This is a genomic window from Solwaraspora sp. WMMD1047, from assembly GCF_029626155.1.
Taxonomy (GTDB): Bacteria; Actinomycetota; Actinomycetes; order Mycobacteriales; family Micromonosporaceae; genus WMMD1047.
This window is the reverse complement of record NZ_JARUBL010000001.1, coordinates 3,514,044-3,528,554: the sequence shown is the minus strand read 5'-3', so window position 1 is coordinate 3,528,554 and position 14,511 is coordinate 3,514,044. Positions and strand designations below refer to the sequence as shown.

Sequence of the window (14,511 nt, the reverse complement as noted above, 5' to 3'; positions counted from 1 at the left end):
ATCTCAGTCCCTCTTGTCTACAGTCTTTCGAGACCGGCGAGAACCGTCGCCAGCAGCCGATGGTCCGCGATCTTCTGCTGCGCCGGCGTTCCGATGTCCAGGTATCCCTGATCCAGCAGGACATCCACCATCACCTTGGTGATGGTGAGCGGGTGGTGCAGATAGGCGCCGATCTCCGCGATCGACATCCAACCGGCGCAGCGGTCGAGGATCTCGCGGTACTCCGGCTCCAGCCGCGACCTGTCCCCCGGCAGGGCGACGACCTGGGTCGCCAGGTCGAGGTTGGTGTTGCGCGGACTCGTCCGCCCGTTGACCAGGATGTAGAGCGGGACGAGGCGGCCGGCCTCCGCCTCGTCGTCACCGTCCCAGATGTCGTACGTCATGGTTTCGGTCCGTGCTGGCCGTTGACCGCGGGGGTCGCGGTGCGGGCGTCGGAGCCGAGGTAGTCGCCGATCCGGGTGACCAGCCGGCTCATCTCGTAGGCGACGGTCCCCATGTCGACGGTGTGTTCACAGAGGACGGCCAGTCGGGCGTTGTGCCCGGCGGCGGCGATGAACAGCGTGTGGCCGCCGTACTCGACGATGACCTGCTGCACCGCTCCGCTCTCGAACCGGCGGCCCACTCCGGCGGCCACGCTGTGCAGCGAGGACGCGCCGGCCGAGAGGAGTTCGGCCTTGTCCTGCGGGAGCGAGGTCGACTTCTGGATGATCAGCCCGTCGGTCGACAGGACCACCGCGTAGACGACGTCGGGAACCTCTACCAGACCGTCCAGCATCCAGGTCAGATCGTTGTGCGGATTCAGGTTGGTCACGCTTTCCTGCCTTGGTCATCCTTGGTTGCCGTGTCGTCGGTGTCCGCGACCCGACCTGCGTTCCATGCTCGCTGGTAGCGGGCGATGCGGTTGCGGGCCTCCTCCGGCGACCGGGCCGGTTCGGCCGTGCCGGCGGGGTCCGGGTCGGACGTGGTGTCCTCGCGGAGTTCGGGGGCGATGTGCTGCTGCGGCTGCCGGTGCGGCAACGGCGGTCGGCCCGCCGGCGGGGCCGCCGGCCGGCCCGCATCGGTCGGCGGCGGGGCCGCGACCTCCGGGGACCGGCTGGTCCGCGCGACGCCGTTCGCCTGGTGGTTTGTCATCTCGCCGCCCGCCCGGTCAGGCCGCCGACCCGCGCCGGCGTCGGGATGCTCTCGTTCCGGCGGCGCGGTGCGGGTCACCGTGGCGACCCGACCGACGGCGGGCGCCGGAGCCGGGCGGGGCAGGTGCCGGCCCGAGCCGTTGAGTGGGCTGACGGCGACCGCACCGACGGTCGCCAGGACGGGGTCGTCGGCCGGGTCGGTGTGCCCGGTGACGATCACCCGTTCCGGCAGCAGCACGATCGCCAGCAGACCGCCGTAGGCCGAGGTCCGCAGGCTGACCTGGATCCCGTCCCGCTTGGCCAGCTCCGCCACGACGTGCAGACCGACCTGCGCACCGTCCTTGAGCGCGGTGATGTCCGGGGTCGGCGCGGTCTCCAGCAGCTCGTTGGCGCGTTCCAGCGCCTCCGGCCGCATGCCCACCCCGGCGTCCTCGATCTCCACGGCGACGCCGTGCCGCACCTCGTTGCAGGTGACCCAGACGGTGGTCTCCGGTGGTGAGAAGGAGAGCGCGTTGTCCAGCAGTTCGGCGAGCAGGTGCACGGTGCCGGCGACCGCGTGTCCCTGCACCGCCACGTCCGAGGCGTGCCGCAGGGTGATCCGCTGGTAGTGCTGCGACTCCGCGAAGGCGGCCAGCAGCACCCGACGGACCGGCACCGGCTTCTTGAACCGCCGACCGATCTGGCCGCCGGCCAGGATGACGAGGTTCTCCAGGAAGCGCCGGGTCTGGGTGAGCTGGTGGTTGATGTCGAAGAGCTCCGAGAGCAGTTTCTCGTCGCCGATCCGGTTCTGCAGGTCCTCGATGACCTTCAGGCCACGCTGCAGGGGTCGCTGCGGGCGGCGCGCCACGCCCATCAGCATGGCGACACCGGCGGCCCGGGTCTTCGCCTCGTCGACCGCGGCGCCCGCCGCCACCTTCAGCGACCGGTTGATCACGTCGGCGACCTGGCCGATCTCGTCGGTGCCGTAGTCCTTGGTGTGCAACTCGGCCGCGAGGTCCACCCGCTCGTGCCGCCGCAGCCGCTCCATCAGCGCCGGAAGTCGCTGGTCCACCATCGACGCCGCGTCGGCACCCAGCTGCGCCAGCCGCAGCGAGAGGGCCTGGTCCACCAGGAGCTGCGACTGCCGGACCGCCCAGATGATCGCGGCGACCGCGACGGTCAGCGCGACCAGACTACCCAGCAGGGCGGTCAGCAGCTGGTTGTTACCGGTGCGCAGGGTCTCGGCCGAGACCGCGTCGGCCTGGACCACGGTCAGGTCGATCAGATCGTCGGAGACCTGGGTGATCAGGGTCTCCCAGGAGGCCTGGTCGACCGGCAGCGTCCGGGGCACGCCGTTGCGCCAGTAGCCGCCGGTGATGAGGGCGTTCTCGGCTCCGGTCAGCCGCTGCCAGGCTTCCCCCTCGGTGAGCTGCTGATAGCGCTGACGCGCCGTCGGCTCCAGGTGGGGCGCGACGTTGTCCAGCGCCGAGCGGTAGGCCCCCACCAGGCCGACGTAGTCGAGATAGACACGCTGGTTCAACGCCTTCGCACCGAACGCACTGTCGATCGTCGACCCGGCCCTGGACATCAGGTCACTGGCCCGGAAGACCTCGGTCGCCGCAATGCCGCCCTGGGTCGCGGACACATCGGGTACGACCCGCGCCTGGGTGTCGAAGAGGCTCGTGGCGGCGTCAAGCAGGTCGTTGTAGAAATCGTACGCTTCCTGCTCGCTGGCGGAGCGGGAATCGATTTTCGTGCGGATGCCCGGAAGCTGGTCCAGATAGTCGGTCAACGTCTGCCAGCGGGTGGTGATCGAATCGGGCGCGTTCGCCAATGCCGGTTCGGCCGCGGACCGAAGGGCGGCCAGGCGTTCGTCGGTCTGTCGCCGTTGATCGAGCATTACCTGCAGGTCGGAGGAGGGCTGCGCCAGATAGGCGACCCCCAGCCGCCGCTCCTGCTGGACGGAGGCCAACGCGGGGACCGCCGGGATCGACACGTTGCGGACGCTGTTGGCGACCTGCCGGTTGTAGAAGCCCTGGAAGACCAGGTATCCGGAAGCCGCGAACCAGAGTGCCAGCGCCGCCACACCGGGGATGAGCACCAGCCGAATGACTCGGCGTTTGATGGACTGCTGCCGGCTGCGGCCGCCGCCGGAATTCGCCGCAGAATCGGTTGTCTTTGAATCAGGTATTGCGCTCTGGCGGTCGGCCTGTTCGCGTGCCAACTTCTATCCAATCATGGGCAGCATAAAAAACCAGCGGGCGCACATTACTGGCCATCGCCGATATGTGGGGCACACACTACCGGTATGTCCACTCTCGCACCAGCCCGGCCCATCCCCGTCGGTCAAACCACTCCGAAAGCGGCTTCGACCAGCAGAAATGCGACCGCCAGGCAAAACCGGCCGCCGAGTGACGGCGGCGGCACAGATAGTACTAAATATGTTTCCGGGCCACGTCACGGGAATGACCGTCAGATGAAACGGCTGGTGGGACCGGTAGGCTCAGGTGGTGCACGTTGAGGTTGACGGGGAGCCCGCCGACGCTGCCGGCCTGAGCTTCGCCGCGCTCGCCACCTACGGTCACCTGACCACACTCCAGGTACGCGACCACACGGTCCGCGGCCTGGACCGGCACCTGCGGCGGCTCGACGCGGCCAACCGCGAGCTGTTCGACCGCCCGCTGCCGGGCGAGATCGTCCGCGGTTACCTGCGACACGCACTGGACGGGGTCGGCGACGCCGCGGTCCGGATCGTCGTGTTCCGACCCGACGACGCCACCCGACCCCGCGTCCTGGTGGCCGTCGGGCCGCCCACCGAGCCCGCCCGGCTGCCGCAGCGGCTGCGGTCCGTGGCGTACCTGCGGCCGTTCGCCCACCTGAAGCATCTCGGCGGGTTCGGCCAGGCCCATCACGCGACACTGGCCCGCCGGGCCGGGTACGACGACGCGCTGCTCACCGGCCCGGACGGGTTGATTTCGGAAGGATCGGTCGCCAACATCGGATTCTTCGACGGCGACCGGGTCGTCTGGCCCGAACCGCCCTGGCTGCACGGCGTCACGATGCAGCTCGTCGAGGACGAACTCGCCAGTCGCGGCACCCCCTCGGTCCGGCGCCCGATCCGGCTGCGCGACGTCACCGGCTACCACGGCGCGTTCCTGGCGAATTCGCGGGGAGTCGTCCCGGTGTCCGGCATCGACGATCTACCGATCCCGGTCGACGACGCCCGGATGGCCGAGCTCGCCGCCGTCTACGCCGCCGCCCCCGCCCAGCAGGTCTAGGTCGCACCCGGTTCAGGGTTCCCGGCCTGGTCGGCATGCGGCACGATCGCCACCGGGCACTCGGCGTGGTGCAGCACGGCCTGGCTGACCGAGCCGAGAACGAGTCCACTGAACGGGCCGCGCCCGCGGGCGCCGACCACGATCAGGCCCGCCCGTCGGCTGGCCTCGACGAGGGTACGCCGGGTCGGCGCGCGGACCAGCCGCGCCCGCACCGGCACCTGCGGATACTTCTCCCGCCAACCCGCCAACGCCTCGGCCAGCAGTCGTTCCTCCTCGCCCCTGGCGAGTTCCGGGTCGTGCACCGGCGGCAGCATGTCGCCGGGCTCGCGAGCGGTCGGGTGGGTCCAAGCGTGCACCGCCGCCAGCTCCACCCGGCGCGCGGCGGCGACTTCGAAGGCGAACCCGATCGCGGCCGCGCCGCCGGGCGAGCCGTCGACACCGACCACGACCGGACCGGACGGCTCGGTCCGGCCGCGGGCCACCAGCACCGGGCAGTGGGCGTGCGCGGCCAACTGCACGGTTACCGAGCCGACCAGCAGGCCGGCGAACCCGCCGAGGCCACGGTCGCCGACCACCACCGTGGCGGCCCGTTCGGACTCGGCGATCAGAACCGGGGCGGGGAACCCGGTGACCACCTCGCCGGTGACCGGCACTCCGGGAGCGGCGGCCCGGGCCCGGTCGACCGCTTCGGTGAGGAGTCGGTCCGCCTGGTTGCGCAGACCGCTGTCGGGCGGTCCGCCCACCGGCGGATCGAGCGGAACCCGGAAGTACGGCCAGACGAACGCGTGCACCAGCCGCAGCGGCCGGCCCCACGATCCGGCCTGTTCCGCGCCGAGCGTCACGGCGGCCAGACTCGGCGCGGAACCGTCCACGCCGACGACGATCGGTCCGCTGTCCATCGTCCACCTCCGGCGGGGTCAGCCTGATCCCCGCACTCCGAACATCCCACGGCTCCGGGTCGCCGACCAGGGCCGAAGGACCCCCGGTCAGCCTCGGGGGTTGTCGTCCCCGGTGGCGACCGGGCGGCCGGGCTCGTTGGACCACTGCGACCAGGAACCCGGGTAGAGGGCGGCGGGCAGGCCGGCGATCCGCAGCGCGGCGATCTGATGGCTCGCGGTGACGCCGGATCCGCAGTAGACGGCGACCGGACCGCCGCCGGCGCCGAGCCGGGCGAACCGCTCCGCCAGCTCGGCGGCCGGCCGGAACCGGCCGTCCGGAGTCAGGTTGTCGGTGGTGGGCGCGGACACCGCGCCGGGGATGTGACCGGCGCGGGGGTCGACCGGTTCCTGGTCGCCGCGGTAGCGTTCGGCCGCCCGGGCGTCCAGCAGCACACCGTGCGTCGCCGTCCGGGCCGCGCCGTCCGCGTCCACCACGGGCAGGGCGCCGGGGCGCAGGGTCACCGTACCCGGGGCGGGTTGGACGTCGCCCTGTTCGACGGCGCCGCCGCCGTCCCGCCAGGCCCGGTAGCCGCCGTCGAGCAGCCGTACCCCGGTGACCCCGGCCCAGGTCAGCAGCCACCAGGCCCGCGCGGCGGCGAGGTTGCCGGTGTCGTCGTACGCGACCACGTCGGTGCCGTCGGAGATTCCCCACCGCCGGGCCGCCGCCTGCAGTCGCGCGACGTCCGGCAGCGGGTGCCGGCCGTCCCGGGCTGTCGGCGGGTCGGACAGCTCGGTGTCGAGATCCACGTAGACCGCTCCGGGCAGGTGCCCGGCCAGGTGGTGCCGCCGCCCGTCCGGGTCGCCGAGCCGCCACCGCACGTCCAGCAGGACCGGCCGCCGGCCGGAGCCCAGGGCCGCGGCCAGCTCGTCGACGGTGATCAGGACGTCACCCGGGTGGCGGGGCATCACGCGGTCCGATCCGGCGGCACGGTCACCGGCCAACCGTACCGGGGCCGATTCAGCCGGCGTCGCAGCCCGACCGGTGCGGGTTCCGACAGTTGCCGGTAGTCCGGACCGCCGCCGCCGGCATAACCTACCCGCTCCAAGGTGGTGCGGACCGAGCGACGAGGAGTGCGGATGGCACGCATCGGCAGATCATGGGGTGCCGTGATCGCGACCCTCCCGCTGGCCGTGGTCGCCATGTTCGGCGGCACGGCCCCCGCGTACGCCGGGCCGGCGCCGTCGATCGTGGTGGCGGACGGGGTGACCCAGCCGGTCTTCGGCTACGCCGACGCGATCCGGGAGAAGCTCTTCATCGACTCGACGTTCGACAGCGACGGCGACGGGTTGCGCGACGTCATCGCGTTCGACGTCATCCGGCCGCGCGCCACCGAGGACGGGCTGCGGGTGCCGGTCATCATGGACGCCAGCCCCTACTACACGACGCTGTGCCGGGGCAACGACTCGCAGTGCAAGCAGGACCTCGACGGCGACGGCCTGCTGGAGAAGTGGCCGCTCTTCTACGACAACTACTTCGTGCCCCGCGGGTACGCGGTCATCCTGCTGGACATGGTGGGCACCGGCTCGTCGACCGGCTGCCCGACCACAAACGCCAACCAGGACAATCTCAGCGCCAAGCAGGCGATCAACTGGCTGAACGGCCGGGCGACCGCCCGCGACGCCGCCGGCACGGTGGTCCGGGCGGACTGGCACAACGGCCACACCGGCATGATCGGCAAGTCGTACGACGGTTCGCTGGCGATGGCCACCGCCGTGACCGGCGTGCCGGGGCTGACCACGATCGTGCCGATCGGCGGCCCGTCGGAGTACTACGACTACACCCGCAGCAACGGCGTGGTGACCCGCGGCAACGACTACCCGTCGTACCTGGCCAACATCGTCACCAACCCGGACCGCCGGGAGTACTGCCGGCCGGTCCGCGACGCCCTCGCTGCCGCCGACGGCGACGAGCACGGCAACTACACCGCCTTCTGGAACGAACGCAGCTACGTCAAGAAGGCCGGCAAGATCACCGCGAGCGTCTTCCTGGTGCACGGCATCAACGACGACAACGTCCGCGCCGACCACATGAGCAAATTCTGGTACGCCCTCGCGGAGCACGATGTCGACCGCAAGCTCTGGATCACCCAGACCGGGCACGTCGACCCGTTCGACTTCCGCCGGGCCGAGTGGGTGGCCACCCTGCACCGCTGGTTCGACTTCTGGCTGCACCAGGTGCCGAACGGGATCACCGACGAGCCCCGGGTCGACGTGGAGCGGGCGGCCGACGTGTGGGAGACCCACGCCGACTGGCCGGTCCCGGGGTCCACCGACACCGAGGTGTTCCTGCAGCCGGCGGCCGGCGGCGCGGGCGGGCTCGGTCTGGTGCCGGTCGCGAAGCCGTCGGCCGCGACGTTCCAGGACAACCCGACGCAGAGCCAGAACACGATGATCGGCAACCCGGACGCGGTCCAGCCGAACCGGCTGGTCTACCTCTCCGAGCCGCTGACCGCGCCGCTGCACGTCTCGGGCACCCCCCAGGTGCGGATCCGGGCGTCGGCCGATCAGACCGACACCAACTTCGGCGCGATCCTGGTCGACTACGGCACCGCCGAGCGGGTCGCGCACCGGGCCTCCGGCGAGGGCATCACCACCTTGGACACCAGGGACTGCTGGGGCGAGAGCAGCGCCACCGACAACGGCTGCTACCGGCAGACCGTCAAGCGGGTGGCGACCGCCGACACCGAACTGGTCAGCAAGGGCATCCTGGACGCGACAAACCGGCAGTCGCTGCGCGAGGACGTGCCGCTGGTGCCGGGTACGGCGTACAACTTCGGTTTTCCGCTGTTGCCGGAGGACTACGTCTTCCAGCCGGGGCACCGGATCGGGGTGATCCTGGTGGCGAGCTACCCGCAGTACTCCAGCCGGGCCGACCAGACCCGGGCCAGCATCGAGGTCGCGCTGAAGAGCAGCCGGATCGTGCTGCCGGTGGTCGGCGGCACCGCCGCCGCGCACGCCGCCGGCCTCTGATCCGGGACGGATGGCGCCGGCGGCCCGAACGGGTCAGGGTCTTCGGTGATAGTGGTTGCGGCGGGGTAGTCGGGTGGGGTCGAGCCAGGCGGGCGGGAGGAACTCGGGATGTCCGTCCGGGGCGAGCCGGACCTCCCACTGGCCCTGATGGACAACCCGGTGGTGGTGCCCGCAGAGCAGAACCGCGTTACCGAGGGCCGTCGGCCCGCCCTGGTGCCAGGCCCGGACATGGTGGCCGTCGCACCAGCGCGGCGGCCGGTCGCAACCGGGAAACGCGCAGCCACGGTCGCGTAACACCAGCGCCCGGCGGAGCGGGCCGGTGATCAGGCGGCGTTGCCGGCCCAGGTCGAGGACCTGGCCGTTGCCGCCGAGCACGGCGGGCAGAATCGCCGCGTCGCAGGCCAGCCGCCGTACCGTCGTCGGGGTCAGCCTCAGCCCGGTGTCGAGGGTGCCGGCTCCCAACTGGCGGGCGACGGCGTCGAAGCCGGTGGTGATCACCAACTGGGGCCGATCCCCACCGGAGGCGGGCAGGTCGCCGGTGCGTAACGCCAGTCGACACACCTCCCCGAGGGCATCGTGGCGGCGTTGCCCCGGGCTGCGGTCGTCCCCGACGCCTGACGGGCCGGCGAGGGGGTCGAGCGCGGCGTGCAGCAGCCCGGCGGTCTCCGCATCCAGCATGCCGGTCAACCGGACCGCACCTTCGGGGCCGGCCGAGAGAGTCACATACCGCCGCGTGCGGGTGCGCTCCTCCTGGCGGTCCAGGGACGCCAGGTCGGCTGCCTCGGCCTCGTCGGGCGCGACATGGTCCAGGACCCGCCGGCCGAGCCGCCGCAGGATCGCCGGTTCGAACTGGGTGCCGAAGCCGACCAGCAGATCGGCTGCCTTCGCCGTCACCTCGGAGCCGACCTGACCGGGCAGGTCGGTGATGCTGTGGACGATGGCCTGGCTCTGCTCCACGGTGATCCGCCCCGCGGCGAGCGCGTCGGCGACGACCGGCGGCGCGACGGCGAGGGCCGCGGCGAGGTCGACGGTGCGACGGGCCGCCGGTGCGCTGATCCGCAACCGGTCGCGTAGCCACGCCGCCGTCGACGACGCGCCCTGCGCGACCGCGATCCCCCGAGCGTCCACCTCCCGCACGCAGGCCAGCCGGATCGCCGCCGCTCGCTGCTCCAGCGCGTGGGCGGCCGCCGCGGCCTCGATCAGGTCCGCGTCGGACAGCGGCCACGTGGGCCGCTCGACGGCCTGGTCCACCAAGCCGTCAATCCGTCGCAGCAACTCCAACACGCCACCAATTTAGAACATACGTGCGACACTTTCCGCGGACGAATCCGGACGACGACACGGTGTGCGGCCGGGTCCGCATCGCACTCGACGGTTGCCGGTCCGGGCACGGTGGCGACGCCCGATCATGCTCGGTCGGTCGGTCGGGTCGATCCCGTAGCCTGGTCAGGTGGACCTGGAGTTCAGTGGCGAGGTGTGGTTCTGGCGGGGACCCTCGCCGTTTCACTTCGTCACCGTCCCCGAGCGGGAGTGTGCCGAGTTGGCGGCGGCCTCCCCGGTCGTGTCGTACGGCTGGGGCATGATCCCGGTGCGGGCGCGGATCGGGGCGAGTGAGTGGCCCACGTCGCTGTTCCCGAAAGACGGGCGCTACCTGGTCCCACTCCGAGCCCGGGTGCGCCAGGCAGAGCGGATCGACGTGGGTGACACGGTGCAGATCCGGCTGACCGTCGGCCGTTGACCGCGCCCGATCATTGCGTGGCCGCGCCGTCCGGGTAGATGGTGACCATCCCGTCCAGGTACCGGTGGTAGGTGCCGGCCAGCCGGACCCGGTCGCCGTCGACCTCGCAGACGACCGTGCCCCCACGCGCCGACAACTGCCTGGCGGTCAGGCGGCGGCGTCCGAGACGTGCCGCCCAGTAGGGCGCGAGCTGGCTGTGCGCCGAGCCGGTGACCGGGTCCTCCCCAACCCCCGAGTTGCCACCGAACCAGCGGGACACGAAGTCGAACCCGTCACCGCCGGAGCCGCCCCCGTCTCCGCCGCCGGTGCCGTCACCAGGGGCGGCGACCGCCACGCCCCGGATCGGAAGCCGCGCCAGCGCCGAGAAGTCCGGCGTCACCGCCCGGACCGCCGCCGGCTCGGGGAGCACGAGGAACAGGTCGGTCCCGCGCAGAGCGTGCGGCGTCGTAACGCCGAGCGCGGTCGACGCCGCCGACAGCAGCGGGTCGCCGGCCGGCACCGGGGTCAACGGCTCGGCCGGAAAGTCCAGCACCAGCAGTCCGTCCCGGTCGCCCCGGCGCACATGCAGCCAGCCGCTGCGGGTCCAGAACGACAGCCGCCCGCCGTCGGGGTGGCGGTCGTCGAAGAGCTGCCCGGCGGCCGCGAGGGTCGCGTGCCCGCAGAGGTCGACCTCGACCGCGGGGGTGAACCAGCGCAGATGGTAGGCGCCGTCGCTGCCGTCCGGCCGGTCGACCCCAGCTGGCAGTGCGTCGGTGTAGAACGCGGTCTCGGAAAGGTTGTTCTCCGCCGCGATCCGGTGCAGCAGGGCATCCGGCAGCCACCACGGCAGCGGCATCACCGCGGCCGGGTTGCCCTCGAACGGCCGGTCGGCGAAGGCGTCGATCTGGACCAGGCGTATCCGCATGGGGTCAAGGCATACCAGGTCCGCCGGGTACGGATCGTCGAGGGCTGACGGCCTGGCACGATGATCGGGTGCCGGAACCTCAGCCCGCCCTCCGCCCGCACTACCCGGTCCGCACCCCACGGCTGTCGCTGCGTCCGCTGACCACGGGCGACGTGGACGCCCTGGTCGCGTACCGCAGCCTGCCCCACGTCTGTCGGTACGTCCCGTTCGAACCGATGACGGAACAGGTCGTCCGCGACCGGCTCCGCACCATCTGGGCCAATTCCGACCTGACCGACGAGGGCCAGGCCCTCACGCTCGGGGTGACCATCACCCGAAGTGGCCGGCTGATCGGCGACGTGGTGCTCTTCTGGCACAGCCGGACCCACGGTGGGGGCGAGATCGGGTACGTCCTGCATCCGGACGTGCAGGGCCTGGGCTACGCCACCGAGGCTGCTCGGGCGCTGCTGGGCCTCGGCTTCGACGGGCTCGGCCTGCACCGCATCGTCGCCCGGATCGACGAACGCAACACCGCGTCGGCGCAGGTTGCCCGCCGGCTCGGGATGCGACAGGAGGCCCGGCTGGTGCGCAACGAGTTCTTCAAGGGCGAGTGGAGCACGGAGCTGGACTTCGCGATGCTCGCCGACGAGTGGCCCGCGCACCGCGAACGCGACGGTGGGCGGCGCGGGTGACACCGGCGGACCGCCCATGACCGCCACCGAGCCGGGGAGGAACAGCCTGATGTCGGGGCAGAATAGCGCAATGCGCCTGCACGTCGGCTGCGCGATGTGGACCCACCGGGCGTGGCAGGGACGCTTCCTCCCCCACCCGCTGCCCGCCCACGAACGGTTGCGCTCCTACGCCAGCTGGTGCAACGCGGTGGAGGGCAACACCACCTTCTACGCGACCCCGGCCGGGGAAACTGTGGCGTCGTGGGCGCGGCAGACCGCTCCCGATTTCCGATTCGTGGTCAAGCTGCCGAAGGTGATCACCCACGAACGGCGACTGACCGACGTTGACGAGCCGTTACGCGCCTTCCTGACCGCCATCGAGCCGCTCGGACCCCGGGCGCACGCCCTCTGGATCCAACTCCCCGGCTCCTTCGCCCCGGCCGACGTACCGGCGCTGGCACACTTCCTGCGCCGGCTGCCCGACACCCACCGCTACGCGGTGGAGGTCCGCCATCCCGACTTCTTCACCGACCCGGCCGCAACCCGCCTGCTGGAGCGGGCGCTGGCCGGCGCCGAGTGGACTCCGTTCGACACCACCGCCTTCTTCCGGGCCGCGCCGAGCAGCGACGCGGAGCGGGAGGCGTGGACGAAGAAGCCGCGCCTGCCACCGCGCTCGCGGGCGTTGACCGATCGGCCCATCGTCCGCTATCTGGGCCGAGACGACACTGCGCGGACGGTTGAGGGGTGGCGACCGTGGGTCGAGGTCGTCGCCGGCTGGCTACGCGAGGGGCGGACGCCGACGATGTTCATCCACACCCCGGACAATGCGGACGCGCCGGCCCTCGCCCGCCGCTTCCACGACGAGGTACGGACGCAGCTGCCCGGCCTCGCGGCACTGCCCGAGCCCGTGCCGGCCGAGCCGCTGACCCTGTTCTGACGGTTAATGTGGCAGCCGCCGCTCGTGAGGTCGCCGGCAAGCTGATATCCCAAGCACTTGCTTGACAAGCGTCTGCTGACATTCGAGACTCCAAACATGTCCTTGGAAAACGATCCCGAACGGCGGGTCGTCAGTGATCCGCTCGCCCTGCGGGCGCTCGCCCATCCCTTACGCCTCAAGCTCTGCGGCCTCGTCGGTCGCGAGGGATCGCTCACCGCAGCGCAGGCCGCCCGGCAACTTGGGATCAGTCAGGCGCTCGCGTCCCATCACCTGCGTCAGCTGGCCAAGTACGGCTTCGTAGAACCCGCCGACGCTGGCGACAACCGCGAGCGGCCCTGGCGGATCACAGCCGCCTCGCACCAGTTCGAGGCGGCAGACGGGTCGTCCGAGTCCTGGGAACCGGTCGAACTACTCAACCGCTACCTCGTCGAACAGGCCGCTGCTCAACTGGAGGACTGGCAACAGCGCCGGGCTGACGAGGACCCTCGCTGGGCTGAGCACGTTGGCGTCTCGCAGAGTCTGCTCTACCTCACGATCGAGGAGTTCGTCGAGGTGAAGCGGCGCTGGGACGAACTCGTGGCGCCGCTCGCGCACCAACGGCCGCTCGGCGACCCGAGTCAACGGCCCGTCGACGCAGTCCCGGTGAATCTGACGCTCGTGGCCGCGCCGCTGCGGCCGACACCGTCGGGAGGATGACGTGCGACGGCTCTGGCGGATCCTCGCCAGAAATGGGGACCTACGTCTGTTGCTCGGCGCGAACCTGATCTCACTTACGGGTGACTGGATTTTGCGAACCGGGCTGGCCTATCAGGTCTATGTTCTGACGGGTTCGACGCTCGCCTCGGCAGGCTCTGTACTGGCCTCGCTTCTCCCGCAGATCGCACTCGGCTCGGTCGCGGGCGTCTACGTCGATCGGTGGGACCGCCGCCGTACCATGATCGTCGCCAACCTGCTGATGGCCGTCGCCCTGCTCCCACTGCTCGCCGTCCAGCACCCTGGTCAGGTCTGGCTGGTCTACCTGGTGATCGCGGCGCAGAGCTGCCTCGCGCCGTTCTTCACCTCGGCCGAGGCAGCGCTCGTGCCGTCCTTGGTCGCGGACGACCACCTCATCACCGTCAACTCGCTCAACGGTCAGGCCCGCGACGTCGCCCGGCTGGTCGGCGCCGCATTGGGCGGGGCGATCGCGGCAGTCGGTGGCGTCGCTCTGCTGGGCCTCGCGGACATGATGACCTTCGCGCTCGCGGCCGGGCTGCTATGGCGGATCCGCACCCGACCTCGATCCGGCTCGGCGGCACGTCCACCTGTGCTGCGCGAGTGGTATGAAGGCATGCGGATCGGGCTTTCCAGCCGCGTCCTGCAGGTATTCCTAGCGTTCACCATCATCACCGGTACCGGCGAGGCGATCATGAGTGTGCTAATTGCACCGTTCGTTCGCGATGTGCTGGGTGGTGACGCACGCGCGTTTGGAGCAATAATGGCAGCCCAGGCGGTCGGCGGCATCGTGGGAGGCATCGCCGCAACGCTGATCGGGCACCACTTCGCGCCCCGGGCGATGTTCGGTTGGGGAACGCTAGCATTCGGCGCACTGGACCTGGTCCTGTTCCTGTATCCGCTGGCTACGCACGTGCTTTGGCCCGCCCCGGTACTCATCGCGCTCGTGGGGCTGCCCGCCGCTTTCCTGACCGCCGGCGGCATGACCATCTTCCAGAACGCGACAACCGACATTCACCGCGGACGGATCTTCGGAGCGATGGCGGCCATGAACAGCGCGGCGATGCTGTTCGGCACGGTTGCGGCGGGCACCCTCGGCGAACGTGTCGGCATCCTGCCTGTTCTGGCCGCCCAAGGCGCCGCGTACTGCCTGGCTGGTGTAATCGTGCTGCGCGCCCTCCCAGTATCGCCGCCGATGCAGCGTTCGCCCCGTGGACGCCAGGCGGCCACCGCGTGATCCTCTGTGCCCGGTGGTCACCGACATCGAATCCGTCGA

The 14,511-nt window shown here is 71.2% G+C and carries 14 protein-coding genes; 7 read left to right on the top strand and 7 right to left on the bottom strand.

Annotated elements, in window-relative coordinates; all coding sequences use genetic code 11:
• Positions 1-17 precede the first annotated feature (17 nt).
• From O7627_RS15980 to O7627_RS15970, 3 genes are read right to left on the bottom strand one after another with little or no spacing between them, the layout of a single operon-like run.
• Positions 18-383 carry a DUF742 domain-containing protein gene (locus O7627_RS15980; RefSeq protein WP_278094305.1) on the bottom strand — a complete coding sequence of 122 codons (366 nt, stop codon included), beginning with the start codon at positions 381-383 and terminating at the stop codon, positions 18-20.
• Positions 380-811 carry a roadblock/LC7 domain-containing protein gene (locus O7627_RS15975; protein WP_278094304.1) on the bottom strand — a complete coding sequence of 144 codons (432 nt, stop codon included), beginning with the start codon at positions 809-811 and terminating at the stop codon, positions 380-382. The genes O7627_RS15980 and O7627_RS15975 overlap by 4 nt, the downstream gene beginning before the upstream one ends.
• Positions 808-3,210, bottom strand: coding sequence for a nitrate- and nitrite sensing domain-containing protein (locus O7627_RS15970; RefSeq protein WP_278094303.1), 2,403 nt, complete (start codon positions 3,208-3,210; stop codon positions 808-810). Before O7627_RS15970 ends, O7627_RS15975 begins: the two co-directional genes overlap by 4 nt.
• Positions 3,211-3,619: 409 nt before the next feature.
• On the opposite strand from O7627_RS15970, the gene O7627_RS15965 reads away from it, so the two are divergent.
• Complete coding sequence (locus O7627_RS15965) at positions 3,620-4,387, top strand: aminotransferase class IV (protein ID WP_278094302.1); 768 nt, start codon at positions 3,620-3,622, stop codon at positions 4,385-4,387.
• On the opposite strand, the gene O7627_RS15960 is transcribed toward O7627_RS15965, so the two are convergent.
• On the bottom strand, positions 4,384-5,286 hold the full coding sequence (locus tag O7627_RS15960) for a universal stress protein (protein WP_278094301.1): 903 nt from the start codon (positions 5,284-5,286) through the stop codon (positions 4,384-4,386). The genes O7627_RS15965 and O7627_RS15960 overlap by 4 nt on opposite strands.
• Positions 5,287-5,373: 87 nt before the next feature.
• Entirely contained in the window at positions 5,374-6,231 is an 858-nt protein-coding gene (locus tag O7627_RS15955; protein ID WP_278094300.1) for a sulfurtransferase, read from the bottom strand.
• A 171-nt stretch (positions 6,232-6,402) separates the two neighbouring features.
• Between O7627_RS15955 and O7627_RS15950 the strand changes: the two genes are divergently transcribed.
• The gene (locus tag O7627_RS15950; protein WP_278094299.1) at positions 6,403-8,295 is read left to right on the top strand and encodes a CocE/NonD family hydrolase; all 1,893 of its coding nucleotides are present in this window, start codon (positions 6,403-6,405) and stop codon (positions 8,293-8,295) included.
• 33 nt (positions 8,296-8,328) lie between these two features.
• On the opposite strand, the gene O7627_RS15945 is transcribed toward O7627_RS15950, so the two are convergent.
• A complete protein-coding gene (locus O7627_RS15945; protein WP_278094298.1) occupies positions 8,329-9,579 on the bottom strand; it encodes an HNH endonuclease signature motif containing protein in 1,251 nt (416 codons plus the stop codon).
• 166 nt (positions 9,580-9,745) lie between these two features.
• On the opposite strand from O7627_RS15945, the gene O7627_RS15940 reads away from it, so the two are divergent.
• Entirely contained in the window at positions 9,746-10,033 is a 288-nt protein-coding gene (locus O7627_RS15940; protein ID WP_278094297.1) for a DUF1905 domain-containing protein, read from the top strand.
• A 10-nt stretch (positions 10,034-10,043) separates the two neighbouring features.
• Here the strand turns inward: O7627_RS15940 and O7627_RS15935 are convergent, their stop codons facing one another.
• Positions 10,044-10,937: a PhzF family phenazine biosynthesis protein gene (locus O7627_RS15935; RefSeq protein WP_278094296.1), complete on the bottom strand. Its 894-nt coding sequence runs from the start codon at positions 10,935-10,937 to the stop codon at positions 10,044-10,046.
• Positions 10,938-11,005: 68 nt separating this feature from the next.
• On the opposite strand from O7627_RS15935, the gene O7627_RS15930 reads away from it, so the two are divergent.
• The 4 genes from O7627_RS15930 to O7627_RS15915 all read left to right on the top strand — a co-directional run bounded on the left by O7627_RS15930 (position 11,006) and on the right by O7627_RS15915 (position 14,472).
• Positions 11,006-11,608: a GNAT family N-acetyltransferase gene (locus O7627_RS15930; RefSeq protein WP_278094295.1), complete on the top strand. Its 603-nt coding sequence runs from the start codon at positions 11,006-11,008 to the stop codon at positions 11,606-11,608.
• Between the two features lie 94 nt (positions 11,609-11,702).
• Positions 11,703-12,524, top strand: a complete 822-nt coding sequence (locus O7627_RS15925) for a DUF72 domain-containing protein (RefSeq protein WP_278098297.1) — start codon at positions 11,703-11,705, stop codon at positions 12,522-12,524.
• 96 nt (positions 12,525-12,620) lie between these two features.
• Positions 12,621-13,220 carry a helix-turn-helix domain-containing protein gene (locus tag O7627_RS15920; protein WP_278094294.1) on the top strand — a complete coding sequence of 200 codons (600 nt, stop codon included), beginning with the start codon at positions 12,621-12,623 and terminating at the stop codon, positions 13,218-13,220.
• Position 13,221: 1 nt separating this feature from the next.
• Positions 13,222-14,472 carry an MFS transporter gene (locus O7627_RS15915; protein WP_278094293.1) on the top strand — a complete coding sequence of 417 codons (1,251 nt, stop codon included), beginning with the start codon at positions 13,222-13,224 and terminating at the stop codon, positions 14,470-14,472.
• Positions 14,473-14,511: the final 39 nt, after the last annotated feature.

What these genes read in the sequence shown, in the direction of transcription:
- O7627_RS15980 (WP_278094305.1), bottom strand. Translation starts at nt 383, where the DNA reads ATGACGTACGACATCTGGGACGGTGACGACGAGGCGGAGGCCGGCCGC.
- O7627_RS15960 (WP_278094301.1), bottom strand. Translation starts at nt 5,286, where the DNA reads ATGGACAGCGGACCGATCGTCGTCGGCGTGGACGGTTCCGCGCCGAGT.
- O7627_RS15955 (WP_278094300.1), bottom strand. Translation starts at nt 6,231, where the DNA reads ATGCCCCGCCACCCGGGTGACGTCCTGATCACCGTCGACGAGCTGGCC.
- O7627_RS15950 (WP_278094299.1), top strand. Translation starts at nt 6,403, where the DNA reads ATGGCACGCATCGGCAGATCATGGGGTGCCGTGATCGCGACCCTCCCG.
- O7627_RS15935 (WP_278094296.1), bottom strand. Translation starts at nt 10,937, where the DNA reads ATGCGGATACGCCTGGTCCAGATCGACGCCTTCGCCGACCGGCCGTTC.
- O7627_RS15925 (WP_278098297.1), top strand. Translation starts at nt 11,703, where the DNA reads ATGTGGACCCACCGGGCGTGGCAGGGACGCTTCCTCCCCCACCCGCTG.
- O7627_RS15920 (WP_278094294.1), top strand. Translation starts at nt 12,621, where the DNA reads ATGTCCTTGGAAAACGATCCCGAACGGCGGGTCGTCAGTGATCCGCTC.